Origin of the sequence: Streptomyces sp. TLI_185, assembly GCF_003814765.1 — a bacterium.
In the GTDB taxonomy this organism is placed as follows: domain Bacteria; phylum Actinomycetota; class Actinomycetes; order Streptomycetales; family Streptomycetaceae; genus Streptomyces.
Map to the genome: position 1 here is coordinate 8,954,095 of NZ_RKRB01000001.1, position 22,719 is coordinate 8,976,813.

Sequence of the window (22,719 nt, forward strand, 5' to 3'; positions counted from 1 at the left end):
ATCAGTCCACTGCCCTTACGACGATGCTCCTGATCCGGCTGGCAAGAGGCCCAACGGGGTGTTTCCCGGCGGTGTCGGGGGACTAACGGGGGAGCGTTCAGCCATGCTGGTGCGGGGCGGCACCTCTTCTTGCGGCAAGGAGCACCGAATGCGCACGGATCCGGTCGGACGATTCCTGGCAGCCCTGGACCCGGAGCAGCGCGAGGCCATCGGCGCCAAGACGCGCCAGGAGCAAGAACGCCTTGCGGCAGCCTGGGAACGGGAACTGGAAACGGATGATGAGCTCGATACCCTCGACGAGCTGTCACCTCCGGCAGCAGAGGCGGAGGCGGCCCGCCGTGTCCTGGACCGCGGGACTGAATAGGGGCGAGCCGCCCGCCGAGCAGTTCTTGAGCTTCGAGGTGGTGCAGCAGTCCGCTGGTCAAGGGAGTCGCCTGCCCCGAGTGCGTCGTCAACCGGTGTGTTGACCCTGAATACCTTGGGGCGTTTCCTCTGAGTTGCGATTGCCTCGCGGATCGAACGTCCGCTCCCATACGACCGTAACCAGGACGCGACCGACGGCGCTCCGCAGAGGCGGAGCAGCGGGGAGTCGGCTCACTCCATCTCGTCCAGCAGTCGCTGTGCCCGCGGCTTCCACAACCAGGCGGCCGTATGGTCGGGGGTGTTCGTGGCCAGGCGCCAGGCGCGTACGGCGTCTGCTGTGCGGCCCGCGGCGGACAGGGCGCGGCCGTAGTCGAAGAAGTCGCGGGCCATGCCCTCGCCCGGCGGCGGCTCCTGTGCCTGCAGCACGTCCGTGCCCAACAACGCCTCGTAGTGATCGCAGGCCCGGCTCGCCTCACCCCGCAACAGCGCCAGGCGAGCGTCGAAGCGCAGGTGGTACATGGGGTTCTGGGCGCGCCGCAGCCAGGGGTCGGTGTCCAGGACGTGCCACTCGCGCTCGGCCAGCTGCAGATTGCCCTCCAGCACGGCGAGGTCGAAGAGATGGGCATGGCAGTTCATCAGGAACCGCTCCGCCATCGAGCCGGCGGGGCGCGGTACGGTCTTCAAGAAGGCGTCCATCTCGTTCAGTTCGCGCTCGTACTCGTCCGCGGACAGCCGTTTTTCGTAGTAGGCGAACTGGGCGGCCAGGCTCCGCGACACCCAGGCCGAGACCTCGTTGCCGGCCTCCCGTGCGGCCTCGGCGCTGCGGACCATCAGATCGTGTGCCGGACGGATCTCTCCGCGCAGAAACGCGGCGTACCCCTGGTCGTACAGGTCGGTGGAGCGCTGTGCCGCCGTCGCCGTGTCGTCCCGGGCCAGCTGTGCCAGCAGCGCCTCCGCCTCCGTGACTGCTCCGTTGCGGCGTAGTCGGCCCGCCTGGGTGCGGAGGAACTCGGCGCGTACGTGCGGCACTCGGCGCCCGGGGATGTGCGCAGAGAGGAAACCGCGGTCGATGACGGAGGCCAGCACCGCGGAGTAGAACGCGTCCGCGTCGGTCCGGTAGACCAGCGCGGAGTTCAGAGCGGCGGCGCCCAACGGCCCGGGAGTGTCCCGCGCCTCGGCCCGTGCCACATGGGCGGCCACCGCCCGGGCCACCCGGGGGGCGAGGCCGGGGGCGGCCGCGGTCAGCGCACGGTGGGCAGCGAGGCAGTCGGCGAACAGGTCCAGGGGATCCAGCCGGACGGCCCGGACATCGGCGTACGCCGGGTCCTCGATCACGGTCACGAGGGAGTCGGCGCACGCGGCCAGGGCCGTACGGTCCGCGTCGCGGGCATCGTCCAGACCCGCGTCCAGGGCCGAGACCAGGTGGCCGAGGACATGGGCAAGGGCGTAGTCGTCCTCGCAGTTCGTCCAGTCGGCACCGTAGGTGTCCAGGATCCTGTCCGCGACGCGCTGGTTGTGGATCACAGGGTCAACGTAATAGAGCCAGCGGTTTTCGTCCGCGTCGGTTTCCGGACTGGTCAGGAACCGTGTGATGGAGGCGTGGAAGAGACGCAGGGCGCCGTCGCCCGGGTCGTGCATGACGAAGCGGAGATCGCGGAGCGCGAGGCGGGCTTCCTTGCGGCGGCCCGCGAGTCCCGCCCAGTGCAGCAGCCGGGCCTCGGGCAGCGGTGCACGGGCGACGGCGAGCGTTGCGAGCAGCGGGTGCCCGAGCTCGTCCCACTGCTCCTCCTTCGCGTGACCGTGGATCTGGAAGAGCAGATACTCGTAGAGGCCGTCGAGGTCAGCGGGCAGCCGGCCGGGATCGGTCAGGGCCCGGAGGTCGCCCGGGCGGTCGTCCTCCACGGCGTTGCGGACTGCGCGCACCCAGGAGACGAGGAACAGGAAATTGCCCCCCGCCCGCTCGGCAACCGCGTGCACCGTGTGGCGCAGGTTCACCGCCCGGGAGCGTAACGCCGCGCCGAATTCCGTGTCCCCGGCGATGGCCTCCGCATATGCTCGTACGTCTGCCACCGCCTCGGCCGCACCCGGCTCCAAATGGATCTTGTGCAGCCGTTTCTCGTGACGTCGTACGACTTGTTCGAGCTTGAAGTGCGGTCGGCTGGTCGCCAGGATCCGGACGTTGTCCGGCAGTGTCGGGCAGTCGGCCAGCCAGCCGGTGACGGTGTCCGGCCGGAGCCCGGGTACGTCCAACTCGTCCAACTCGTCCAGCGCGTCGATGATCACGACGATCCGGGCGCCGGGATCCTTCTTCAGCAGCGCTCTGGCGGGGTCGAAGAGCGCCAGACGCTGCAGCTGCCTCGGGGCCATCAACTCGGGATCGGCGTCCAGCCGGTCCGCCGCGATTCCCGTCGACCGGCCCTCCAGCCGCTCCACCCGCTGACTGATCTTTACGGAGAGAGGCTTGAAGGGGTTCGCGGTGATCTGCCGTGCCTCCAGCGCGATGTGGCTGCCGCCTTCGGCCACCTGGCCGATATCCGATTCGATGTCGATCCGGACCTGGGGGTCGTCGAAGAGGTCGGGCCGCAGTGCGGCCAGCTGTCTGCCGATGGAGATCAGCAGGTCATGGGTGTCACCGCAGGAATGCGCGGCGCGGCTGTCGACGCGCAGGAAGTAACGCGGGGACAGCTTGTGCCGCTGAGTCATCCAGGCCGCCAGCGCGGACTTGCCCACCCCGGCCGGCCCGGTGACCAGCACGATGCGACAGGACGACAAGGCGAAGTCGGCCTCGATCCGCTCCGCCAGCCAGGTTCTGGGGATGAACGGCTCCGCAAGGTGACGGTCGATCAAGGCCCTGCTGAACAGGTCGTCCGACAAGGGGTCCCCGGGCGGATCCGACCGCTGAGCCGGCACGGTCATTCCGCATCCCCGCCCGGGCCGCCGACGCTGTCCGCCTGGAACCCCACCACGCGGCCGCCCGGCCCGACGCTCTTACCGCGAATCTTGGTGGCGTAGCTGCCGCCGCTGACCTGGCGCACGCTGACGCCGATGACCTCTGCGTTGATGTCGTCGATGTCGATGGTGGTGTCGATGACGGTGCCGGAGGCGGGCCGCGCGCCGGCCTCGGTGACGAAGGTGATCCGCTGCCCGTACACCGCCTCGAGCAGGCGCCTTAGCTGGTCGACGTGCTGGAGCAACTCGGGGTCACCCGGCTGGACGGAGGTCTCGTCGTCGACGAACGGGAAGAGTGCGGTGCGCAGTTGACGCAGCGTGGCCACAGACTGCGCGAGGGCGGCCTCGTCCAGTCGACGAGTGTCAAGGGTGCCGACGAACGCATCCGGGGGGAGTTGTACGACGCCGTCGTCCGGCTCGGCCGTGGCTGCGGCATCCTGTTCCTGGTCGCCTCGGCGCCGATCGAGCAGCGCTCTGGCCTGGTCGAACAGGAATCTGATGCCTTCGCTGAGCGCGGTGGTGCCGAGGGTGGCAAGCAGTTCCATACGGCGTCTCCTCCGGGCAGACGGCGCAAACGGTCGCGACGACGATCAGTTTGGCATGTCGGCCGGGGCGGAGGGGGCGTGCTCTCTGGCTTTGCTCAACCACCTTGGCAGTTGGCCGAGTTCGGGAACATGCCCGCCATGACGGCAAGGCCCTCCGTCGAAGTCGCCCGCTGGAACTCCCACCCCCTACTGGATCTTGCTCAGTCGAGACAGAACTCGTTGCCCTCGATGTCCTGCATCACCATGCACGACTCGTTGACGCCATCGGCACGCAGCAGACGCACGCGCACCGCACCGAGCGCGACCAGGCGTGCGCACTCCGCCTCGAGAGTGGCGAGGCGCTCTTCACCCACGAGCCCGGTACCGGCTCGCACGCAGAGGTGCACGCGATTCTTGACGACCTTCTCCTCGGGGACGCGCTGGAAGTACATGCGCGGGCCGACACCTGAGGGATCCATGCAGACAAACGAGGCACCCTGACGCTCGGGTGGCAGCGAGCGATCGAAATCATCCCAAGTGGCGAACCCCTCCGGCGGCGGCGGTGCGACGTACCCCAGAACCTCGCACCAGAAGCGAGCGACGCGCTCAGGTTCTGCACAGTCGAAGGTGACCTGGAACTGCTTGACCGATGACATCGGCGCACCATAGCAGGGAGATCGGCTGCTCAACTCCGCTGGATCGGCACGTTGACGCAGGGCGGGTGGGAGAGCGTCAGGAGTTGCTCGTGGCGCCGACAATGGCGGAGAAGATCCGGTCCTGCGGGGAGGTCGGAACATGGAAGAAACCGTTGTTGCAGCCGAGCCGCAGCACCGCCGCCTCGTCCGCGACCGCCTTGACGTCTCCCAGGTTGTGACTGATGAGAATCACTCCGATGCCCTGCTCGCGGAGCTCCTCTACGAGGTCGAGGACGTGGCCGGCCTGTGAGATGCCGAGCGCCGCGGTGGGCTCGTCCAGGAGGACGGCCTTCGGCCGGCCGAGGAGCGCGCGGGAGATCGCGACGGTCTGCCGCTGGCCCGCGGACAGTGAAGCGACCGGAGCACGCACATCGGGGACGCGGATGCCAAGCGTGTCGAGCTGCGCGCGTGCCTCCCTGCGCATCCCGCTGTCGTCCATCGACCGGAACAGGCGGCCCCGGGCACCGGAGCACCGCCGCTCCCGCCCCAGGAAGAGGTTCGCGGCGACATCGAGGTCGTCGCACAATGCCAGGTCCTGGTACACGGTCGCGATGCCCAGGCGCTGGGCTATCCGCGGAGTCCTGATCTGGACGGCCCGCCCCTCCCACTCGATGACACCCTTGTCGGGAGGATCCACACCCGAGATGACCCTGATCAGGGTGGACTTGCCGGCACCGTTGTCACCCAGAAGGGCGACGACCTGCCCCTTGTGGACCTCCAGGTCGACGTCCTTGAGGGCCTGGACGGCGCCGAACCGCTTGGAGATCCCGCCCAGCGCGAGCAGTGGCTGCCCAGTCACGCGAACCTCACCTTCTCCGCGCGACCGCGGCGACGCCGCACGGCCCCGGTGGAACCCCGGCCGCGGGTGAGTCCGCCCCGCCAATCGGCAGGGCCGGCGGGCTCCTGTTCCGATCACCATCCTTCGTCCCCATCGGGACGTACGCAATGCAGAACGCACGAACCCGTCCGACGGCGCGTCCAGCCGCACCTGCCCTAAGAGGAGACTGAAGCGACACAGTGCGATATGTATGAACAAACTGGACGCATGGTGTGGATCGCAGGGACTCCTACGACGTTGGACCCGGCCGGAGGAGGGTGTCACCGATGGCACACCACTACACGGTCCGCAGGCGCGGTCGGCCACGGTGTTCCCGAGCAGGACCGACGCTGCTCCTGGTGGGGACATTGCTGCTCTCCGCCGCGGCCTGCGGCGGAAATCAGGCCCCCACAGGTGGCCGCGGGACGCAGAAGGTCACGATCGGTCTGGTGACCAAGACCGAGACGAATCCGTTCTTCGTGGCCCTGCGCGAGGCCGCCCAGGACGCGGCGAAGAAGAACGGCGCCGAGCTCATCGCCCTGTCCGGCAAGTTCGACGGGGACAACGAGGGCCAGGTCAACGCGGTGGAGAGCCTCATCGCGCGCCATGTGCGGGGCATCATGATCACACCGTCGAACACGACGGGAATCCTGGGCGCCATCGCCGAGGCCCGTCGGCAGGGCATCCTGGTGATCGCGCTGGACACCGCGACGGACCCGGAGAACGCGGCGGCGGCCACGTACGCGACCGACAACTTCAAGGCCGGACGCCTCCAGGGCGCCTATGTCAGGGCTGTGCTCGGCCGCCGGGCCCCCAAGCTGTTCATGCTCGACGGCACGGAGGGTTCCACGGTCAGTCAACAGCGCCACGACGGCTTCCTCAGCGGCTTCGGGATAAAGGACGACTCACCGGCGATCCGTGGACGGGCGATCACCAACGGCGACCGCAACCGAGGGCAGACCGCGATGGAGAACCTGCTGCAGCGCACGAGCGACGTGAACTCGGTCTACACCATCAACGAACCGGTGGCCGACGGCGCCTACACGGCCCTCGCGGCACGCGGGCTCGACAGGCGGGTGACAGTCGGATCCATCGACGGCGGATGCGAGGGCGTGCGCGACGTCAGAGCCGGCAAGTACGCGGCCACCGTCATGCAGTTCCCGGTCAGGATGGCCGACCTGGGCGTGGCCGCGGTCACCGAGTACGCCAGGCACGGGAAGAAACCCTCCGGCTTTACGGACACGGGCACGCAGCTCATCACCGACAAGCCGGTGCAGGGGCTGGCGTCCCGCGACACGGGCTGGGGACTCCGGCACTGCTGGGGGTGACCTTCGGGCGCCGACCGGGCGAAGGGATCAGTAACGGATCATGAGATCTCCCGTGACCACCAGTGCTGCCGCCGACGGCGAGCCGGGCACCGCAGTGCGGGACGCGCTGCGGTACGCCCTGCGTACACCGACCGTCGGCCCCCTCGCGGCCCTGGCCGTCGCGGTACTGGTCTTCTCGCTGACGACGGACACGTTCCTGACGCCGGAGAACCTCGCCCTGGTGCTGCAGCAGTCCATCGTGATCGGCACACTGGCACTGGGCCAGACCCTGATCATCCTCACCGCCGGCATCGACCTGGCGAACGGGGCCATCGCGGTCCTCGGCACGCTCGTCATGGCCAAGCTCGTCTTCGAGGGGCACGGCCCTGGGGCGGCGCTGCTGCTCGGCCTGGTCACGGCGACCTTGCTGGGGCTGGTCAACGGCCTGCTCGTGGCCCGGCTGGGCCTGCCCCCCTTCATCGTGACGCTGGGTGCGCTGACCGTCATCTACGCCGTGGGCAGGCTCTACTCCAACTCCCGCAGCTACCCGGTCACCGACGATCTGCTCGTCTTCTGGGGGAACGGTGTCCACGTCGGCAGCGTCCTCGTGACCTGGGGGACGTTCCTGCTCGTGGGTCTGTACGCGTTCTTCTGGTACGGCCTCGCCAAGACGGCCTGGGGCCGGCACATCTACGCCGTCGGCAACGCACCCGAGTCCGCCCGCCTGACCGGCATCAACGTGCAGCGCACGGTCCTGTCGGTCTACGTCACCGCCGGTCTCCTCTACGGCATCGCCGCCTGGCAGGCCCTCGGCCGTATCCCCAACGCCGACCCGAACTCCTACCAGACGGCGAACCTGGAAAGCATCACCGCCGTCGTCATCGGCGGGACCAGCCTCTTCGGCGGCCGCGGAAGCGTCGCCGGCACGCTCATCGGAACACTCATCGTCACCGTGCTCCGCTCCGGCCTCACCCAGGCGGGCATCGACAGCCTCTACCAGGACGTCGCCACCGGGACCCTCGTCGTCGTCACGGTCGCCGTCGACAAGGTCCTGCGCAGAGGCTCCGCGCGCTGACACCGACGCGCCGGCGTTCACGGACTCGGTCTCAGGTTGTGTCCAGAACAGTGCGCCGACTCCGTCCCAGGGGCGCCAGACTTCCGTTGCAGAAAGGACCGTCCGTCATGGCTGTCGCCGATGACCTCGACCGCGCCACCGGCTCGCAGTGGGACTGGGTCGCTGAGCAGACTCGTACCTGTCTGGCCTCGGGTGGCACGGAGGGACACGAGTCGAACGGCGACTGCACGCTCGTGCTCGCCACGACCGGGCGCAGGACCGGCATTCCGCGCCGCACGTGCCTGATCTACGGCACCGCAGGCGAGGACTTCGTCGTGGTCGCCTCCAAAGGCGGTGCCGACGACGATCCGGAGTGGTTCAAGAACCTCCAGGCGGACCCGAGCGTCGGGGTGCAGGTCGGCAGCCGTCGGTTCACCGCGCATGCCCGGGTCGCCTCCCCGGCCGAACGTGAACTCCTGTGGCCCCGGATGGCGCGCATTTTCCCGCTGTACGACGAGTACGCGCGGAAGACCGACCGCGAAATCTTGATCGTCCTGCTCACCCCGCAGGACTGACCTGGCTCAGAACTCCGGTGGCGCCTGCAGGTCGTGGGCGCGGAACAGTACGGCGTGCTCGACGCCCATGGCCTTTCCGCTCATCGCGGTGAACTTCGGGATGAAGTCCTGGGGGGCGGGGTGGTCCGGGAGCGCGGCCAGGTACGCGGCGTGCGCCTCCAGCGAGGCGATGCCGCGGCGCAGCGGCTCACCCGTGACCTCGACGCCGTGGGTCGCGCCGAAGCCGGGGAGTGCGGGGGTGATGAGCCAGCGGGCGGAGTGCGCTTCGAGGTCCTCGTCGTCGACCTGCTCCGGGAAGACCCACCGGTTGCCCGCGTCGCGCACCGCGTCGAGCGTCGCGAGCCCGGCCGCGCGGTGGTCGGCCTGGTCGAAGCCGTAGGGCGTCTCGATCTCGTGACCGGCGCCGAATACGACGTCGGGCTTGAACCGGCGGATCTCCCGGCAGATGTCCCGGCGCAGGTCGAGGCCGTAGACGAGCACGCCGTCCGGATGTTCGAGAACAGTCAGGTGCTTGACGCCGACGACGGCGCAGGCGGCCTGCTGCTCGGCGACGCGCAGGCGGGCCGTCTCCTCGGGAGGGTTCGGCATACCGGCCTCGCCGCGGGTGAGCAGGAGATAACCGACGTCGATACCGCGCGCGGTCCAGCGAGCGACGGCCGCAGACGTGCCGTACTCCATGTCGTCGGGGTGCGCGACGACGCAGAGCACGCGCTGGAAGGACTCCTCGGGCAGGGCGGGTAATGTCATGTCGGCCATCCTTGCGCGTTCAGGTCCCGCTGTCCGCCGTTCGGGCGTGCCCGCGGAACGACGCGGACGCTGATAACAGTTGGCCGCCATCCAGGGGGTTCTGCCAGGGTGGCGGGCGTGACGCGCCACTTCCTTCCCGGTCTCGAGCTGGCCGAGCTGTTCTACCGGCAGGTCGTCGCCCCGATCCTGGACAACGCGCTGCACGGCGTGGCGTACTCGGCGGCGCTGATCGGCTACGGCTCGGAGGTGCAGGGATTCGACACCGTACGCTCCACCGACCACGCCTGGGGGCCGCGCCTGCAGGTGTTCCTCGCCGGCGAAGACTTCCGAGCCCGTGCGCAGCACCTGGAGGCGGAGCTCGACCGGCGGCTGCCGGAGGAGTTTCGTGGCTACCCGGTTCGGTTTCCCTTTCCCGACGGCACACCGGCTCGGCACTGGGTGCACGTCAACGATCTGCGGGCCTTCTTCACCGAGCAGCTCGGCGCCGACCCGGCCCAGGGGTTGTCGGTGCGCGAATGGCTGATGGTCCCGACGCAACTGCTACGGGAACTGACCGGCGGGGCGGTCTTCCACGACGGCCTCGGCCTGCTCGAGTCCTACCGCACCGCTCTGGCCTGGTATCCCGATGACGTGTGGCGTTATGTGCTGGCCTGCCAGTGGATGCGCCTGTCCCAGGAAGAGCCGTTCGTCGGGCGCTGCGGCGAGGTCGGTGACGACCTGGGTTCCGCGGTGGTCTCCGCCCGGCAGGTGCGCGACCTGATGAAGCTGTGCCTGCTGATGCACCGGGTGTACCCGCCCTACAGCAAGTGGCTGGGCACCGCGTTCGCCGCACTGCCCTGCGCCGTGGAATTCACCCCGCTCCTCGCGGGCGCGTTGGCGGCGCGCAGCTGGCAGGAACGCGAGCAGTACCTTTCTCCGGCATACGAGTTGGCCGCCGGCATGCACAACAGCCTCGGGCTGACCGAACCTCTTGACGTGAAGGTCCGTCACTTCCACACCAGGCCGTTCCTGGTCCTGGACGCCCACCGCTTCACCGAGGCCCTGATGGACTCGATCGGTGATCCAGGCCTGCGCGCCCTGCCCCCGGTCGGCGCGATCGATCAATACGTCGACAGCACCGACGTCACGGACCGGAACCACACCGACCGTCGCATCCGCTACATCGCCGGACCGGACCTCTCCGCCTGACTGCCGAGCGATCAGTGCCCGTGGTTCTGCGGTACGGCGGCGCTGCTCTGACGACCGGATGCGGCACCGGCGGTCCCGTGAGCGGGTGCCGCCGGTGTCAGCGGGCGGTGGTGCGCACCCCGTCCAGCGCGATCGCCAGGACGCGGTCTCGCTGGGCGTCGTCGTCGAAGGCCGTGGCCGTGATGCCGGCCACCATCCGCAGCAGGTCGACGAAGTCCATGTCCTTGCGTGCCTCGCCCGCCTCCTGGGCCCGCTCGAACAGCGGCCCGCCCGCCGCGTACATCGACTCCCGGCAGGCCTGGAAGATCTCGGACTCGTCGTTGAGGGCCTCGCGGACGGCCCGCTTGGTCACCATGTATCCCGCGAACCGGTGCAGCCAGGCCGTCAGCGCCCGCCACGGCTCCAGCCCGGCGACCTCCTGCGCGACCCGGCACAGTTCGTTGACGTCGTTCGCGTAGACGCTTTCGAACAGGTCGCGGCGGGTGGGGAAATTGCGGTAGAGCGTGCCGATGCCCACGCCCGCGCGACGCGCGATGTCCTCCAGGGAGGCATCGGCGCCGTGTTCCGCGAACGCCTCGCGGGCCGCGTCCAGCAGGGCGTCGTAGTTGCGTGCGGCGTCCTTACGGTGCGGCCGCCGGGACGCCACGATCTCGCCGACGGGAAACGTCACGGGTGCCTCCAGGGCTGGATCGATACGGAGGAATGCCTCCGGTACTTGAAGTGGAGGTGTGCCTCCGCTAGAGTGGAGGTACTCCTCCACTTTACCAGTGGGGGGCAAGTCCACCACCTTTCCGCGACCGCTCACCGCGGCCGTCGGCGTGCCCGAATCCGCCCACCGGCGCTCCGGGCCCGCACGACCGTGGCCCGAGAACCCCGGCCGCACCCCGCTCGTTCGGAGAGGCCCTTCATGCCCCGCAAGTCCACCCGTCTCACCTTCGCGGTCCTCGCGACCGGCGCCGGTGTGTTCGCCATGCTGCAGTCGCTGATCGCGCCGGCCCTGCCGACCGTCCAGCACGCGCTGCACACCTCCCAGTCCACCGCGACCTGGGTGATGACGGCCTATCTGCTGTCCGCCTCGGTCTTCACCCCGATTCTCGGCCGCGTCGGCGACCTGATCGGCAAGAAGCGCACCCTGGTCGCCGTCCTGTTCGTCGTGCTGCTCGGCTGTCTGCTCGCCGCGCTCGCCCCGACCATCGGCGTCCTGATCGTCGCCCGGGTCGTCCAGGGTGTCGGCGGCGCCCTCTTCCCGCTCTCCTTCGGCATCATCCGCGACGAGTTCGCCCAGTCCCAGGTCAGCGGCAGCATCAGCAACCTGTCCGCAGTGATCGCCGCGGGCGGCGGCGTCGGCATCGTCGCGGCCGGACCCATCGTGTCCGCGCTCGACTACCGCTGGCTGTTCTGGATCCCGGTCGCAGTCGTCGCGGCCACGGTGCTCATCGCCCTGCGCTACGTGCCCGAGTCGCCCAACCGGGCCGAGGGCAAGGTCAGTTGGCTGGGCGCCGGCCTGCTCTCGGCCTGGCTGGTGGCCCTGCTGCTGCCGCTGAGTCAGGCGAGCAAGTGGGGCTGGGGCTCGGCGAAGGTGATCGGCCTGTTCGCCGCGGCCGTCGCCCTGTTCGCCCTGTGGCTGCTGTCCGAGGCCCGCTCCCGCACCCCGCTGATCGACCTGCGCGTCATGCGGCTGCCGGCCGTGTGGACCACCAACACCGCGGCCCTGCTGTTCGGTGCGGGCATGTACGCGCTCTGGTCCTTCCTGCCGGCCTTCGTCCAGACGCCCCCCTCCGCCGGATACGGCTTCGGCGCGAGCGTCACGGCCTCCGGGCTCCTGATGCTGCCGATGCTGGTGGCGATGTTCCTCTCGGGGATCCTGAGTGGCCGTCTGGAACCCGTGGTCGGCGCGAAGGCCCTGCTGACCACCGGCGCCGCACTCGGCGCCCTCGCCCTGGGCATCCTCGCCCTCTGGCACTCCGCGCAGTGGCAAGTCGCCCTCGTCTCGGGCGTGTTCGGCCTCGGTATCGGACTGGCCTTCGCCTCCATGGCCAACCTGATCGTCGGCAGCGTCCCTGCCTCCCAGACCGGCGCCGCCACCGGCATGAACGCCAACATCCGCACCATTGGCGGCTCCATCGGCGCCGCCGTCACCAGCGTCCTGGTCACCGGCCGGCTCCAGCCCTCCGGCCTGCCGTACGCCTCCGGCTACACCCACGGCTTCGCCCTGCTGGCGGTGCTGTGCCTGGCCGCAGCACTGGCGGCCCTGCTGGTCCCGACGGCACGCCCGTCCCGCCCCACCGGTCCGGCCCGCGCCGCCGACCGGGCACCCGCCGAGCCGGAAGCGGCCACCTCCGGCACCCGCGGCTGACGCAGGGGGCCGACCCGGACTGCCGGGTCGGCCACCGGGCCCGGCGGTAACGTCGGCCACCGGGCCCGGCGGTAACACCGGTGTACGTACGGTAAGGTTGACCTGCGTGATCCCGCGGTGCACCGCGGGAAGCACACCGGGACGTGGCGCAGCTTGGTAGCGCACTTGACTGGGGGTCAAGGGGTCGCAGGTTCAAATCCTGTCGTCCCGACCAGCTTTGATGCAGGTCGGAGGCCGTTCTCTCGCTTCAGGGAGGACGGCCTTTCGGGTTCCCGGAGGGCTGGTGGTCGCAGGCCGGAGTTGGGGACGCTCCGCGGTGGCGCAGAAGGCTGGCGGGGCGGGGGAGCGAAGCCGGTGGAGGGCTTCGCGCAGCCGCTGGATGTGGTCGCGTGGGGAGCGCGGCCGCTTCGGCCGGGCCTGCCGGTCGGCCTTCTGCTCGGTTCGCATGAGGGTGTGTTCGATGGTGTCGACGGCCTCGCGGGCGGCCTGCCGGGTGAGGTGGCTGTAGATGTTGGCCGTGGTCGACAGGGTGCAGTGGCGCAGGGTCCTGGAGACCACGGTGAGGGGGACGCCGGCGGTGATGGCGAGGGTGGCGGCCGTCGACAGCCGCTCCGAGCAGCCGACCACCGCCAGCGACGCCACGACGCGCCTGTGGAGGTTCGGCGCCCGGCGCAGCGACACGATGATGCTGGTGCACCTGAGCGCCGACACGCGCAGGGTCGACGTGCCATGGCTCGGCGAAGGTCAATGCCGCGTTCTCCTGGGGCGGTCCGCCCCTCATGATCGAGACGGTGGAGCGGCTCACCGGCACACGTCGAAGACTTCGCCGTCATCGACCGGCACGGCTTCCCACCGCTGTCTCCACCTGCTGGACCACCTCGATCAGGGGCAGTGAGTCCAGGCGCTGGTCGGGAAGGGACCACAGTTCCAGCAAGGTCAGCCGTGTGTTGCGCCGCTTTGGCGAGATCCTCGGCCAGTCCTTCCCGGTATCGGCTCGACGCGCCTTCGGCGAGGACGGCGTGGACCTCGTCGCCGTCCTTGATGTGCCGGGCGAGCGCGCCGCCAGCGCCGAGCAGCTCGTCGTCGGGGCGTGCGGCCCAGGACGAGCACGGTGCTCATATCGTCACCCCCTCGGGCCGCGGGCCCTCACCGAGCGCCCAGGCGGCGATCTCGGACGGCACCGCCGCGAAACGCGCGCCGGGTCCCAGACCGGCTTTCCGGGACCAGTACGCCGCGGGCTGCGGCGGCTCGTCGGGCCCGCTCATGACGGTGACCAGGACGCTGCCGGCGCGGGTGGCTACCCGTACGCCCTCTGGCTGCACGGAGAGCACCGAGCCCGGCGGCCCACCGGGTTCGTCGTGGCGGGGCAGGCGGGTATGCCAGACCATGACCCGTTCACCGTCCATCACACCGAAGGCGCCCGGGTACGGCGTGGTCAGCGCCCGCACCCAGTCGTGCACGGCGCGCGCCGGGCGGTCCCAGTCGATGACGCCCATGGCGGGCGAGCGGCGGGGCAGCACGTCACCCTCGGCGGGATTCTGCGGACGGCGCGGCGCGCCGCCTTCGAGGAGGGCGGGAAGGTGCGCGATCAGCATCCCGGCACCGGCCCTGGCCACCCGGTCGTAGACCGTGCCGCAGGTGTCGTCCGGCCCGATGAGCACCGTGCGCTGATCGACGATGTCGCCGGTGTCCACACCCGGGTCGAGCATCATCATCGTGTTGCCGGTGACGCTCTCGCCGCGCAGGATCGCCCAGTTCACCGGGGCGCGGCCGCGGTGACGTGGCAGCAGCGAGGCATGGAAGCCGACGCAGCCGAGCCGCGGTACGGACAGCAGTTCGGCGCCGAGCAACCGGGTCCAGCCGACGACGACCATCACGTCCGGGTCCAGCGCCCGGATCCGCGCCGCCATGTCCGCGGTGTTGAGGTCGCTCTCGCGTATCAGCGGAACCTCAGCGGCCAGGGCCGCGCCCGGGAGGTCGGCGGCGCCCGACAGCCGGTGCCGGTTCTCGTCAGGCAGCGTGATCACGGCCGCTACGCGGACCAGCGGCGATTGCAGCAGGGCCGTCAGTGCCGCCATGGCCTCATGCACGGCGCCGATGAAGACGACGCGGCCGGGTCGGCGAACGGTGGAGGACTGAGCGGATGCGTTGTGCATGGCCGTTCCTTCGAGATCCGGGGCCGTGCCCGGCCACGACACGGGCCAGGGTCACCAGCACTCCTGTGGTGACCAGGTACGCGATGCTGGACGCCACCGCCGCTCCGACCGCCCCGTAGCGGGGGATCAGCAGCACGTCCAGGACGACGGTCACGGCGACGCCGGCCCCCATGCCCCAGGAGCTCATCCCGGGGCGGCCGACGCCGAACAGATAGGCAGTGGTCACGGCCACCGCGCCCTCGACGGCCAGCCCGACCAGCAGGACACAGGCGGGAAGGACCGCGTCCTCGAAGGCGCGACCGTACAGCAGGGGCAGCGCGATCACGGACGCGCCCACCAGCGGCGGCACCAGTGCGGCGGTCAACGCGGTGGCTCGCGGCAGAAAGCGGTGCATCTCCTCGGCGGCGAGCCGTGGGCCGTCGCGGGAGAACCGCGGATAGAGCACGTACTGCATCGCGACTGCGGGCAGCCGCAACAGCTCGGCGAACTTGGAGGCGACGGCGTAGATGCCGAGCACGGCGGGGCCGGACAGCGCGTCCACGAAGAGGAAGTCCAGCCGGCGATTGACCAGCAGCAGTACGTTCCCCAGCTGGCCGCGGGCTCCGTAGCGCAGCACCTCCGTGGCCAGCGGCACCAACGGCCGGCCCCAGCCGCGTCCGAACCCGGTGCGGACCAGCCGGCCCAGCGAGGTGGCTGTTGCGGCCGCTCCGCCGCCGACCAGCCCGGCGACCACCGCGTCAGAGCCGTGCAGCCCCGCGAGCAGGGCCAGCCCATAGGCGGGCAGGAAGAGGAACTCCTCCGCCACGATGACCAGGTTGGCACCCCGCATGTCAGCCCGCCCCTGGCAGCAGGCCTTGCCCCACACGGTGAGCAGCTGGGTGATCACGGTGACTGCCAGCAGGGCCAACTGCCGGCCCGGGACGGTGGGGAAGAGCCCGTCGAGCAGCGGTACCGCGGCCAGCCACAGCAGCGCACCCGCGGCCGATCCGGCGGCGGCGAGCAGCGCCAGTGTGGGCCGCAGCCGGGGGTCGTCGCGCCGCTCGCCCGCCAGGAAGTACGCGCTCGCCAGAGGCAGCCCGCAGCTGACCACGACTCCGGTCAGCCATGGCAGCACGCGCAGCAGGGCGTACTCGCCGAGCACCTCGGGCCCGGACAGCCAGGCGACCAGCAGGCTGGCGACGAAGACCAGGCCGACCGAGGCACCCTGGGCCGCCAGGTTGCCGGCCATGCTTCGACGCCCCAGGTCCGGCGTCTGCCGGCCGGTCTCGCGGTCCTGGCCTGCGGTCATGGCGGGTCTCCGTGTCCGTGAGGGTGATCGGGGCTGTCGGGATCAGGAGTCGATGCCAGTAGGGCCACCATCGCGAGCAGCACCCAGCGGAACCGGAAGTGCAGCACCTCGTAGTACGCGCCGGCCAAGGCCAGGCCCACGAGCGCCGCGACGATCCCGGCCGGCCGGGGCACTTGGGCGGCGAAGCCGTTGCCGGGCGGCGCGCGCAGCGCTCTGGCGGACCGCCAGGCCGCGGACATCAGCAGGGTCAGCAGGGCGACCACGCCGAGCGGGCCGCGTTCGACGAGGACCGCGAGGTAGTCGTCGTGAGCCTCCTTGGCGTAGGCGAACTGCCGGTCCGTCGGGAGTTGCTGGGTCGTGCCGGGGCCCGAGCCGGTGAGCCACTGCCGCTCATACAGCTCGAGGCTCTCGTGTTCCAGCGTGTCGCGTTGCTCGGTGCTCGCCCCGCTGTGGCCCACCGTGTTGACCAGCTCCGTCCGCTCGTACAGCCGGGCCCAGTCCTGCACTTGGGTCAGGGGAGCCGCGGTGAGGGCACCGCCGGCCGAGAGGGCGACGGCCACCCCCACGGCGGCCGCGGCGACCAGGCCGCCCTTGCGCCAGGCCGCGTTTGCCGCGAGGACGACCGGACCGACGACCACCGTGAGGACGCCGCCGTGGGACTGGCTGAGCAGCAGGGCCCAGAGCAGCATCATGTATCCGTACCAGCGCAGCGCACGACTGCGTGGGCGCTGGGCGGCGTACACCATGAACAGCGGCACCACCCAGTAGGTGACGGCGTAGTTGGGGTCCCTCAGGGTGAACAGCTTCCGGTCGCCCTTGGTCGGGGAGATGCCCTCGATCACGGTGATGTGCGCGAGAGCGGCGGCCACCAGGAGGGACGCCCAGACTACGGCCGCATGGGCGAACGCCGAGGTGAACAGGCGCAGGACGCCCGGCCGGCGCGCGAGGTTGCACAGCGCTACGCACCACGCCACGAGCAGGATCGGAGAGTTGTTGCCGGGTCCCGCGGGGCGCAGGATCGGCTGGAAGACCAGCGCGGCGCAGGCGACGAGTGCGGCTGCGGTCACCGTGGTCATCGCGCGTCCTCCCTCGACGACAGGTGGACGAACGCCCGGGTCTGTGCCTCGGCGAACTCCGGATCCGTGGCTTTGGCGGCCACCGCCGCCAACTCCGCCAGTACGGCGTCCCGGCCGCAGGCGGGAGGCAGACCGAGCCCGCACAGCGCCGCGGAGAGGAAGCCGCGGGTACCAGCCCGAGCCGTCCAGCGCGCAGGCCAGGGCCGCGCCCGGGTGCCCGGCGACCAGTCCCGGATGGCCGGAGACCCGCCGCCCGGGGCGGATGCGCCGGTCGAGGTACTTGCAGTAGGCCACGACGAACCGTGCGCGGTCGGCGAGGGGGCTGCCGGCTGTCCGGGCGTGCTCCCAGTCGACGACGCCGGAGACCCGACCGCCCCGCAGGAGCATGTTCCCGGGCCAGAAGTCCCCGTGGACGGCGGTCAGGGGAGCGGCATGCCGCGGCAGGCGGCGCAGTGCGCGCAGTGCGTCCCCGGCGCGTTCACCGTTCGGGCGCAGGTCCAGCAGGCCCGGCACGCTCGGCGCGGCGTCGAGCGGGGCGCTCTCGTCGGCGGTGGCCGAGTGCAGGGCGGTCAGCCACGTCGCTGCGGCGGTGAGGTCCGTGCGCACCGGCGCAGGTCGGGTGTGGTGTCCCGGTCGGCGGTACGCGACCAGCATCAGCACTCCCGGGGCGGCAGTGGTCGCCGGCGTCGGCAGATCCCCGTGGCCCAGCAGGGTGGGCACGCCCGGTTGGGCCTGGCCCAGCGGCAGCCCAGCCATGGCCCGCAGCTGCGTGGCCTCACGGATGATGCCAGGCACGCGGCCCGGCCCGGTAGGCACCTTCACGGCCAGTGTCGGCAGTGCCGAATCCGCGGGGGAACAGCAGCAGCATGAGGCGGGCGTTGGCATCGTGGCTGTTGTCCAGCGGTACGAGGTGGCCGGAGGCGAGGATGCGCCCGATGCCGCTGTACGCGGTGCCGGGCAGTGCGTGGCCGCCGGCCGGTCCTGGAGTCCTCAGCCGTGGCACATGGCGTCGTACCGCCGGGATGACCGGCGCCGCGCGGGCGGCCGGATAGAGCCAGGCCGGGAGCGACGGCGGGATCGCCCGGAGCGACTGGGGCACGTACGAGAGCACCGGCGCACGGTCCTCGGCCACGACGACGGGGTGCCGCCGCGACGGCAGGGTCACGTGCCGTCGCCCCGGGGGGCAGCAGTTCGCGACCCATGCAGTCCCGGGGCGGGGTGGCGGCGGTCATGACAGCACCGCGAATGGCCGGAGCCGGGCGACCGGTCGGACCAGGCCGTTGCCGGACAGGATGGACACCGCCGCGTCGACCCCGGCGTCGTCCAGGTGGGGCACGTTGAGCGGTGTCGCCCGGTCGTAGGTGAAGCGCAGGGTGTGCCGGCGGTAGGGGTCCGGTCCGCTGCGGCCGCTGCGCTCGAACGCGCTGATGATGCTGCCGGTTCCGTGGCAGGCGGTGTAGAGGCTGCGGCCGGCCTGTGGGGCCGGGACGCACAGGAACGACGAAGTGCGGTTGGTGCCGGGTACGAGCAGCGGCTGGCCGGTCGCCGCGAAGGCGGGGTGACCCGCCATCAGCTCGGGAGTCCAGGCTCGGGCAGCGTTGTGCCGGTGTACGAATGCCGGCTCGCCGTCGACGAGTTCCTCGTAGACCGAGTTGTGCGGGGAGTCCACCACGAGCCGCAGGCCGGCTCCGAAGGCGACGCGGGCGAAGTTCTGCAGCGCAGCATAGGTGGCGAGGCGGTAGGCGAAGCCGTAGTTCATGGAGAGCCGCTGGGCGAGCAGCATTCGCTGGCCCTCGTCGCCCTCGATCGGCACCGAGGGGCAGCCGTGCCGGAAGTATGTCGCGTACCGCTGCCGGGCCTCGGCCAGGCCGTCGGCCCGCATCAGGTGCGACAGGGGCTTCTGCACCGCCATCTCCGTGCGCAGCAGCCGGGAGGCGGCCTGCCGGCGGGCGTACAGCTCGCCGATCTGGCCGGTCAGCACACCGCCGCCGTTGTGGAACTGCAGGGTCACCTGCCCCTGGTGCACGCCGAGCCGCTCGGCGATCTCCGGTTCCAGGATCTCCTCGACATCCTGGAGTTCCACGAAGTGCGTGCTCGGGCCGATGGTGCCGAACCGCAGCCGGGCCAACTGCACGCAGATCCACGGAAGTTCACGGCGGGCTCGGCGGGCGCCGCCGTGCTCCTCGACGGGGAGCTGCCCGAACTCCTCGATCCGCTCGATGTCCGCTGCGTCGATGCCGAACCGCTCGGCGGCGAACTGTGCGCCCTCGACGGCGGCCCGCAGCACCTCGGAACGGGTCAGCTCGAAATTCCAGCGCGCCGGGTAGGGGTAGCGCTGCTTGACCCGCCGGTAGAACTCCTCGACGGCGGCCGTGGAGGGCCGGGGGGCGTCCAGCACGGCGAGTGCCATGCCGCAGTTGAGTGCGGCGTCCGTGAGGGACGGCCGGATCGCTCCCCGGGTGGCCACCGCGATGCTCGACGGCATCTCCGACTTGCCCTTGTGGCAGAAGTCCGGCAGCACTACCGGCGGCGCGGCCAGATCCGCCGTCTCGGTGCCCCGGCGGACCAGGGCGAGCAGCCTCGGATCGGCGGGTGCCTCGGCACTGTCGAAGACGGTGAGATCGGCTTGGGAACCGTTGACCTGACCGCTGATGATGTTGATATGCACAGGGGACTCCTCGGGGTTCAGGGCAGGTCGAACGCGTCGCCGATTCGTGCCCGGCTTCGGCGGCCGGCCGGGCCTCTCGGGGGTGGTCCAACGGGCGGCCGATCGCCAGGGCGAAGAGGTCGGGCTGCTGCGGGGCCACGAGCAGCCCCGTCCGCCCCGGCACCACCACCGTCGGGCCGGCCGTTCACGGCGGTGGCCACGACGGGAACCCCGCTCACCATCGCCTCGACGACGGCGACCGGGAGTCGGGGCGCCAGTTGAGCGGCGCTTTTCCCCTGGTCAGACCCTCGATCCGATCTGTATCGAGGTCGATACCGATGACCGTGTGGCCGATTTCCGCCATACACGCGGCGTGGACAAGCCCTACGTATCCGGTGCCGATGACTGTCAGACGCATGCCGGCCTCCACGCGCAGAGGGGTACGTTTACGTCGTACATATACATCTTTCGCCGCATTTGTTCGTAACGTCAAGCGGGTGGCTGCGGCAGCGCAGCCGGTTGCGGATCGGGCAGGGCCCAGACCGGCGGTAACAGGAGCAAACAGACCCCCGCAGTCCAGGCCGGCGCGCCGGCCACCGCGGCCGGTACGGCCGCCTCAGCCGGCTGCTCGGCCTCGCCGCCGAGTCCGGCATCGAAGGGGTCGTCGAGCCCTCGCTGCGCGCGCCGATCGCCCCCGGCGACGACCTGCGCGCCCTGCGTCGGCTGACGGGCAGCGTTCCCGCTCTGGTGCGGGCCACGGCTCGGCGGTGCGCGACGACCGTCTCGTCGTCGAAGGCGGCCCCCGCGCCGGGGGCCGGTCCTGCGGGCGCGGTGGCGGGAGCCGGGAAGCCGGCCCAGCATCGGAGTGTCGAGTTCCCGAGCGAACGCGTGCCGGCCCGCCACGCGCGGCCGGAGCACTTCGAGCAGTGTCACCAGCAGCAGTCCACCCAGCAGCCCGACCACACCGGCCAGTGCCACGCTGGTGGGAGACCGGGGTGCCGGTACCGCGCCGCTTGCCGGGGACAGCAGCGAGCCCGTGCGGTCGCCCATGCCGGCGGCCTGCGCCGCGCGCAGCGAGGCCCGGACGTCGAGGATCTGCTGGTCCAGGGCGCTGAGCTGGGCGGTGAGCCGTCGGACTCGGCTGCGTTCTTGGCGTCCGGGATCTGCCCGGCAACGTGCACCCGCTCCGTCCGGAGCTGGCGTTCGCGGTCCGGCAGCTGGGTGATCAGCAGGTTTCCGTCGCCGTTGAAGAAGTCGACGAGTTCCTCCGACAGGGCGCCGACGAGTTTCTCCGCCGTTCTCGGATCACGGTCGGTGACCTTGACGGTGAACACCGATGAACCGCGCAGCCGGCGAGACCTAGGTCTGGTGGGCCACCTCGCCCGGGGTGCGGTCGGTGATGTCAGCAGGCTTCAGGGCCGCGTTGGCCGGCGCGCCGGCCTGGACTGCGGGGGTCTGTTTGCTCCTGTTACCGCCGGTCTGGGCCCTGCCCGATCCGCAACCGGCTGCGCTGCCGCAGCCACCCGCTTGACGTTACGAACAAATGCGGCGAAAGATGTATATGTACGACGTAAACGTACCCCTCTGGGCGTGGAGGCCGGCATGCGTCTGACAGTCATCGGCACCGGATACGTAGGGCTTGTCCACGCCGCGTGTATGGCGGAAATCGGCCACACGGTCATCGGTATCGACCTCGATACAGATCGGATCGAGGGTCTGACCAGGGGGAGGGTGCCGTTCTACGAACCTGGCCTACGCGAACTGCTCCACAGAGGTCAGGAGTCGGGTCGCCTGCGCTTCACCACATCCCTCGCCGCGGCCGCGCGCTCTGCACAGACGCATTTCGTCTGCGTGGGTACGCCGCAGCGGCTCGACTCCCATGCCGCCGACCTGCGTTTCGTCGACGCCGTAGTGGACGATCTGGCTCCGCATCTGCGCGGCTGGTGTCTGATCGTGGGAAAGTCCACCGTCCCCGTGGGGACGGCAGCCCGGCTGGGGGCACGGCTGACCAGGATCGCACCGGAGGCCGAAATAGCCTGGAATCCGGAGTTCTTGCGCGAGGGCTTCGCCGTGCAGGACACGCTGCGGCCTGAGCGGCTGGTGGCGGGCGTTCTTTCGCCTCGCGCCGATGCGGTACTGCGGGAGGTCTACGCGCCCATGCTGCGGGCACACGTTCCCTTCGTCAGCACAGACCTTCCCACCGCCGAGCTGGTCAAGCTGGCGGCGAACTCCTTCCTTGCGACCAAGATCTCGTTCATCAACGCGATGGCGGAACTGTGCGACGCGACCGGTGCCGACGTGGTGACCCTTGCGGACGCCATAGGCCGGGACGCACGGATCGGACACCGATACCTTCAGCCGGGACTCGGCTTCGGAGGCAGTTGCCTGCCGAAAGACATCCGGGCTCTCATGGCTCGTGCGGAGGAACTGGGGCTCGGCGAGTCGGTGGGCTTCCTGCGCCAGGTCGACGAGATCAACACACGCCAGCGTCGGCGCGTTGTCGTCCTCGCCGAGCAGCTTGCCGGCGGTTCCCTCTCCGGCCTGAACGTCGCAGTGCTGGGTGCGGCCTTCAAGCCCGGCAGTGACGACGTGCGTGACTCACCAGCCCTCGCCGTTGCGGAGGAGATCCACCGTCAGGGCGCGCGAGTGCGTGTGCACGACCCGGAGGCCGTCGACAACGCTCGCGCCGCCCTTCCCTGGCTGCAGTTCACCTTGGACGTGCCCAAGTCGTGCGAGGACGCGGACGTCGTGCTGCATCTCACCGCGTGGCCCGCGTACCGCGAGATCGATCCGGCCGAACTCGCGTCAGTGGTGCGCAGACCGGCGATCCTCGACGCGCGCCACACCCTTGACGCGGCGCGGTGGCGATCGGCGGGCTGGACTGTTCGTGCGTTCGGACGGCCGAAGCTGGGTCGCGATCCCGGCGAGGGATTCCGCTGAGAGGCCGGCGCCGCCGCACCGGACGGTGAGGAACTGG

21 protein-coding genes and 1 tRNA gene are annotated in these 22,719 nt (G+C 70.6%); 8 read left to right on the forward strand and 14 right to left on the reverse strand.

All coding sequences use genetic code 11. The features are described from left to right. Nucleotides 1–148 precede the first annotated feature (148 nt). The gene (locus EDD92_RS41065; protein ID WP_123968981.1) at nucleotides 149–364 is read left to right on the forward strand and encodes a hypothetical protein; all 216 of its coding nucleotides are present in this window, start codon (nucleotides 149–151) and stop codon (nucleotides 362–364) included. A gap of 230 nt (nucleotides 365–594) precedes the next feature. Here the strand turns inward: EDD92_RS41065 and EDD92_RS41070 are convergent, their stop codons facing one another. The 4 genes from EDD92_RS41070 to EDD92_RS41085 form a co-directional block, all read right to left on the reverse strand. Then, a complete protein-coding gene (locus EDD92_RS41070) occupies nucleotides 595–3,279 on the reverse strand; it encodes a hypothetical protein (RefSeq protein ID WP_123968982.1) in 2,685 nt (894 codons plus the stop codon). After that, nucleotides 3,276–3,857 carry a hypothetical protein gene (locus EDD92_RS41075; RefSeq protein WP_123968983.1) on the reverse strand — a complete coding sequence of 194 codons (582 nt, stop codon included), beginning with the start codon at nucleotides 3,855–3,857 and terminating at the stop codon, nucleotides 3,276–3,278. The genes EDD92_RS41070 and EDD92_RS41075 overlap by 4 nt, the downstream gene beginning before the upstream one ends. A 200-nt stretch (nucleotides 3,858–4,057) precedes the next feature. Further along, complete coding sequence (locus EDD92_RS41080) at nucleotides 4,058–4,492, reverse strand: VOC family protein (protein ID WP_123968984.1); 435 nt, start codon at nucleotides 4,490–4,492, stop codon at nucleotides 4,058–4,060. Between the two features lie 76 nt (nucleotides 4,493–4,568). Further along, nucleotides 4,569–5,330 carry an ATP-binding cassette domain-containing protein gene (locus tag EDD92_RS41085; protein WP_260327139.1) on the reverse strand — a complete coding sequence of 254 codons (762 nt, stop codon included), beginning with the start codon at nucleotides 5,328–5,330 and terminating at the stop codon, nucleotides 4,569–4,571. 467 nt (nucleotides 5,331–5,797) lie between these two features. On the opposite strand from EDD92_RS41085, the gene EDD92_RS41090 reads away from it, so the two are divergent. The 3 genes from EDD92_RS41090 to EDD92_RS41100 all read left to right on the forward strand — a co-directional run bounded on the left by EDD92_RS41090 (nucleotide 5,798) and on the right by EDD92_RS41100 (nucleotide 8,284). Then, nucleotides 5,798–6,676, forward strand: coding sequence for a substrate-binding domain-containing protein (locus EDD92_RS41090; RefSeq protein WP_260327141.1), 879 nt, complete (start codon nucleotides 5,798–5,800; stop codon nucleotides 6,674–6,676). Between the two features lie 52 nt (nucleotides 6,677–6,728). Continuing rightward, a complete protein-coding gene (locus EDD92_RS41095) occupies nucleotides 6,729–7,730 on the forward strand; it encodes an ABC transporter permease (protein WP_260327142.1) in 1,002 nt (333 codons plus the stop codon). Nucleotides 7,731–7,837: 107 nt separating this feature from the next. Then, nucleotides 7,838–8,284 carry a nitroreductase family deazaflavin-dependent oxidoreductase gene (locus EDD92_RS41100; RefSeq protein WP_123968987.1) on the forward strand — a complete coding sequence of 149 codons (447 nt, stop codon included), beginning with the start codon at nucleotides 7,838–7,840 and terminating at the stop codon, nucleotides 8,282–8,284. Nucleotides 8,285–8,290: 6 nt separating this feature from the next. Here the strand turns inward: EDD92_RS41100 and EDD92_RS41105 are convergent, their stop codons facing one another. Continuing rightward, a complete protein-coding gene (locus EDD92_RS41105; RefSeq protein ID WP_185124289.1) occupies nucleotides 8,291–9,031 on the reverse strand; it encodes a PIG-L deacetylase family protein in 741 nt (246 codons plus the stop codon). 117 nt (nucleotides 9,032–9,148) lie between these two features. On the opposite strand from EDD92_RS41105, the gene EDD92_RS41110 reads away from it, so the two are divergent. After that, on the forward strand, nucleotides 9,149–10,219 hold the full coding sequence (locus tag EDD92_RS41110) for a DUF4037 domain-containing protein (RefSeq protein ID WP_123968989.1): 1,071 nt from the start codon (nucleotides 9,149–9,151) through the stop codon (nucleotides 10,217–10,219). A gap of 97 nt (nucleotides 10,220–10,316) precedes the next feature. On the opposite strand, the gene EDD92_RS41115 is transcribed toward EDD92_RS41110, so the two are convergent. Continuing rightward, a complete protein-coding gene (locus EDD92_RS41115; protein WP_123970774.1) occupies nucleotides 10,317–10,901 on the reverse strand; it encodes a TetR/AcrR family transcriptional regulator in 585 nt (194 codons plus the stop codon). Nucleotides 10,902–11,126: 225 nt separating this feature from the next. Between EDD92_RS41115 and EDD92_RS41120 the strand changes: the two genes are divergently transcribed. Both EDD92_RS41120 and EDD92_RS41125 read left to right on the forward strand, forming a co-directional pair. Next, nucleotides 11,127–12,575, forward strand: coding sequence for an MFS transporter (locus EDD92_RS41120; RefSeq protein WP_123968990.1), 1,449 nt, complete (start codon nucleotides 11,127–11,129; stop codon nucleotides 12,573–12,575). A 137-nt stretch (nucleotides 12,576–12,712) separates the two neighbouring features. Further along, a tRNA-Pro gene (locus EDD92_RS41125) sits at nucleotides 12,713–12,789 on the forward strand. On the opposite strand, the gene EDD92_RS41130 is transcribed toward EDD92_RS41125, so the two are convergent. The 8 genes from EDD92_RS41130 to EDD92_RS41165 form a co-directional block, all read right to left on the reverse strand. Next, entirely contained in the window at nucleotides 12,768–13,286 is a 519-nt protein-coding gene (locus EDD92_RS41130) for a hypothetical protein (protein ID WP_123968991.1), read from the reverse strand. The two genes, EDD92_RS41125 and EDD92_RS41130, sit on opposite strands and share 22 nt — an antisense overlap. A gap of 404 nt (nucleotides 13,287–13,690) precedes the next feature. Beyond that, nucleotides 13,691–14,731 carry a methionyl-tRNA formyltransferase gene (locus EDD92_RS41135; protein WP_123968992.1) on the reverse strand — a complete coding sequence of 347 codons (1,041 nt, stop codon included), beginning with the start codon at nucleotides 14,729–14,731 and terminating at the stop codon, nucleotides 13,691–13,693. Then, nucleotides 14,658–16,019 carry a lipopolysaccharide biosynthesis protein gene (locus EDD92_RS41140; RefSeq protein WP_123968993.1) on the reverse strand — a complete coding sequence of 454 codons (1,362 nt, stop codon included), beginning with the start codon at nucleotides 16,017–16,019 and terminating at the stop codon, nucleotides 14,658–14,660. The genes EDD92_RS41135 and EDD92_RS41140 overlap by 74 nt, the downstream gene beginning before the upstream one ends. Continuing rightward, nucleotides 16,016–17,890 (reverse strand): phosphotransferase, encoded by a 1,875-nt coding sequence (locus EDD92_RS41145; protein ID WP_185124290.1) that lies wholly within the window; start codon nucleotides 17,888–17,890, stop codon nucleotides 16,016–16,018. Before EDD92_RS41145 ends, EDD92_RS41140 begins: the two co-directional genes overlap by 4 nt. Then, entirely contained in the window at nucleotides 17,871–18,260 is a 390-nt protein-coding gene (locus tag EDD92_RS41150; protein WP_123968995.1) for a hypothetical protein, read from the reverse strand. Before EDD92_RS41150 ends, EDD92_RS41145 begins: the two co-directional genes overlap by 20 nt. Nucleotides 18,261–18,323: 63 nt before the next feature. Further along, nucleotides 18,324–19,763: an RtcB family protein gene (locus tag EDD92_RS41155; protein ID WP_123968996.1), complete on the reverse strand. Its 1,440-nt coding sequence runs from the start codon at nucleotides 19,761–19,763 to the stop codon at nucleotides 18,324–18,326. 214 nt (nucleotides 19,764–19,977) lie between these two features. Beyond that, nucleotides 19,978–20,160: a hypothetical protein gene (locus EDD92_RS41160; protein WP_123968997.1), complete on the reverse strand. Its 183-nt coding sequence runs from the start codon at nucleotides 20,158–20,160 to the stop codon at nucleotides 19,978–19,980. 71 nt (nucleotides 20,161–20,231) lie between these two features. Next, a complete protein-coding gene (locus EDD92_RS41165; protein ID WP_123968998.1) occupies nucleotides 20,232–20,792 on the reverse strand; it encodes a hypothetical protein in 561 nt (186 codons plus the stop codon). A gap of 552 nt (nucleotides 20,793–21,344) precedes the next feature. Between EDD92_RS41165 and EDD92_RS41170 the strand changes: the two genes are divergently transcribed. Next, the gene (locus EDD92_RS41170; protein ID WP_123970775.1) at nucleotides 21,345–22,682 is read left to right on the forward strand and encodes a UDP-glucose/GDP-mannose dehydrogenase family protein; all 1,338 of its coding nucleotides are present in this window, start codon (nucleotides 21,345–21,347) and stop codon (nucleotides 22,680–22,682) included. The last annotated feature ends 37 nt before the right edge of the window (nucleotides 22,683–22,719 follow it).

Bases quoted from the DNA above. Each gene is read 5' to 3' on its own strand.
- EDD92_RS41065 (WP_123968981.1), top strand. From the start codon at position 149: ATGCGCACGGATCCGGTCGGACGATTCCTGGCAGCCCTGGACCCGGAG.
- EDD92_RS41070 (WP_123968982.1), bottom strand. From the start codon at position 3,279: ATGACCGTGCCGGCTCAGCGGTCGGATCCGCCCGGGGACCCCTTGTCG.
- EDD92_RS41075 (WP_123968983.1), bottom strand. From the start codon at position 3,857: ATGGAACTGCTTGCCACCCTCGGCACCACCGCGCTCAGCGAAGGCATC.
- EDD92_RS41080 (WP_123968984.1), bottom strand. From the start codon at position 4,492: ATGTCATCGGTCAAGCAGTTCCAGGTCACCTTCGACTGTGCAGAACCT.
- EDD92_RS41100 (WP_123968987.1), top strand. From the start codon at position 7,838: ATGGCTGTCGCCGATGACCTCGACCGCGCCACCGGCTCGCAGTGGGAC.
- EDD92_RS41105 (WP_185124289.1), bottom strand. From the start codon at position 9,031: ATGACATTACCCGCCCTGCCCGAGGAGTCCTTCCAGCGCGTGCTCTGC.
- EDD92_RS41120 (WP_123968990.1), top strand. From the start codon at position 11,127: ATGCCCCGCAAGTCCACCCGTCTCACCTTCGCGGTCCTCGCGACCGGC.
- EDD92_RS41135 (WP_123968992.1), bottom strand. From the start codon at position 14,731: ATGCACAACGCATCCGCTCAGTCCTCCACCGTTCGCCGACCCGGCCGC.
- EDD92_RS41140 (WP_123968993.1), bottom strand. From the start codon at position 16,019: ATGACCGCAGGCCAGGACCGCGAGACCGGCCGGCAGACGCCGGACCTG.
- EDD92_RS41160 (WP_123968997.1), bottom strand. From the start codon at position 20,160: ATGCGTCTGACAGTCATCGGCACCGGATACGTAGGGCTTGTCCACGCC.
- EDD92_RS41165 (WP_123968998.1), bottom strand. From the start codon at position 20,792: ATGGGCGACCGCACGGGCTCGCTGCTGTCCCCGGCAAGCGGCGCGGTA.
- EDD92_RS41170 (WP_123970775.1), top strand. From the start codon at position 21,345: ATGCGTCTGACAGTCATCGGCACCGGATACGTAGGGCTTGTCCACGCC.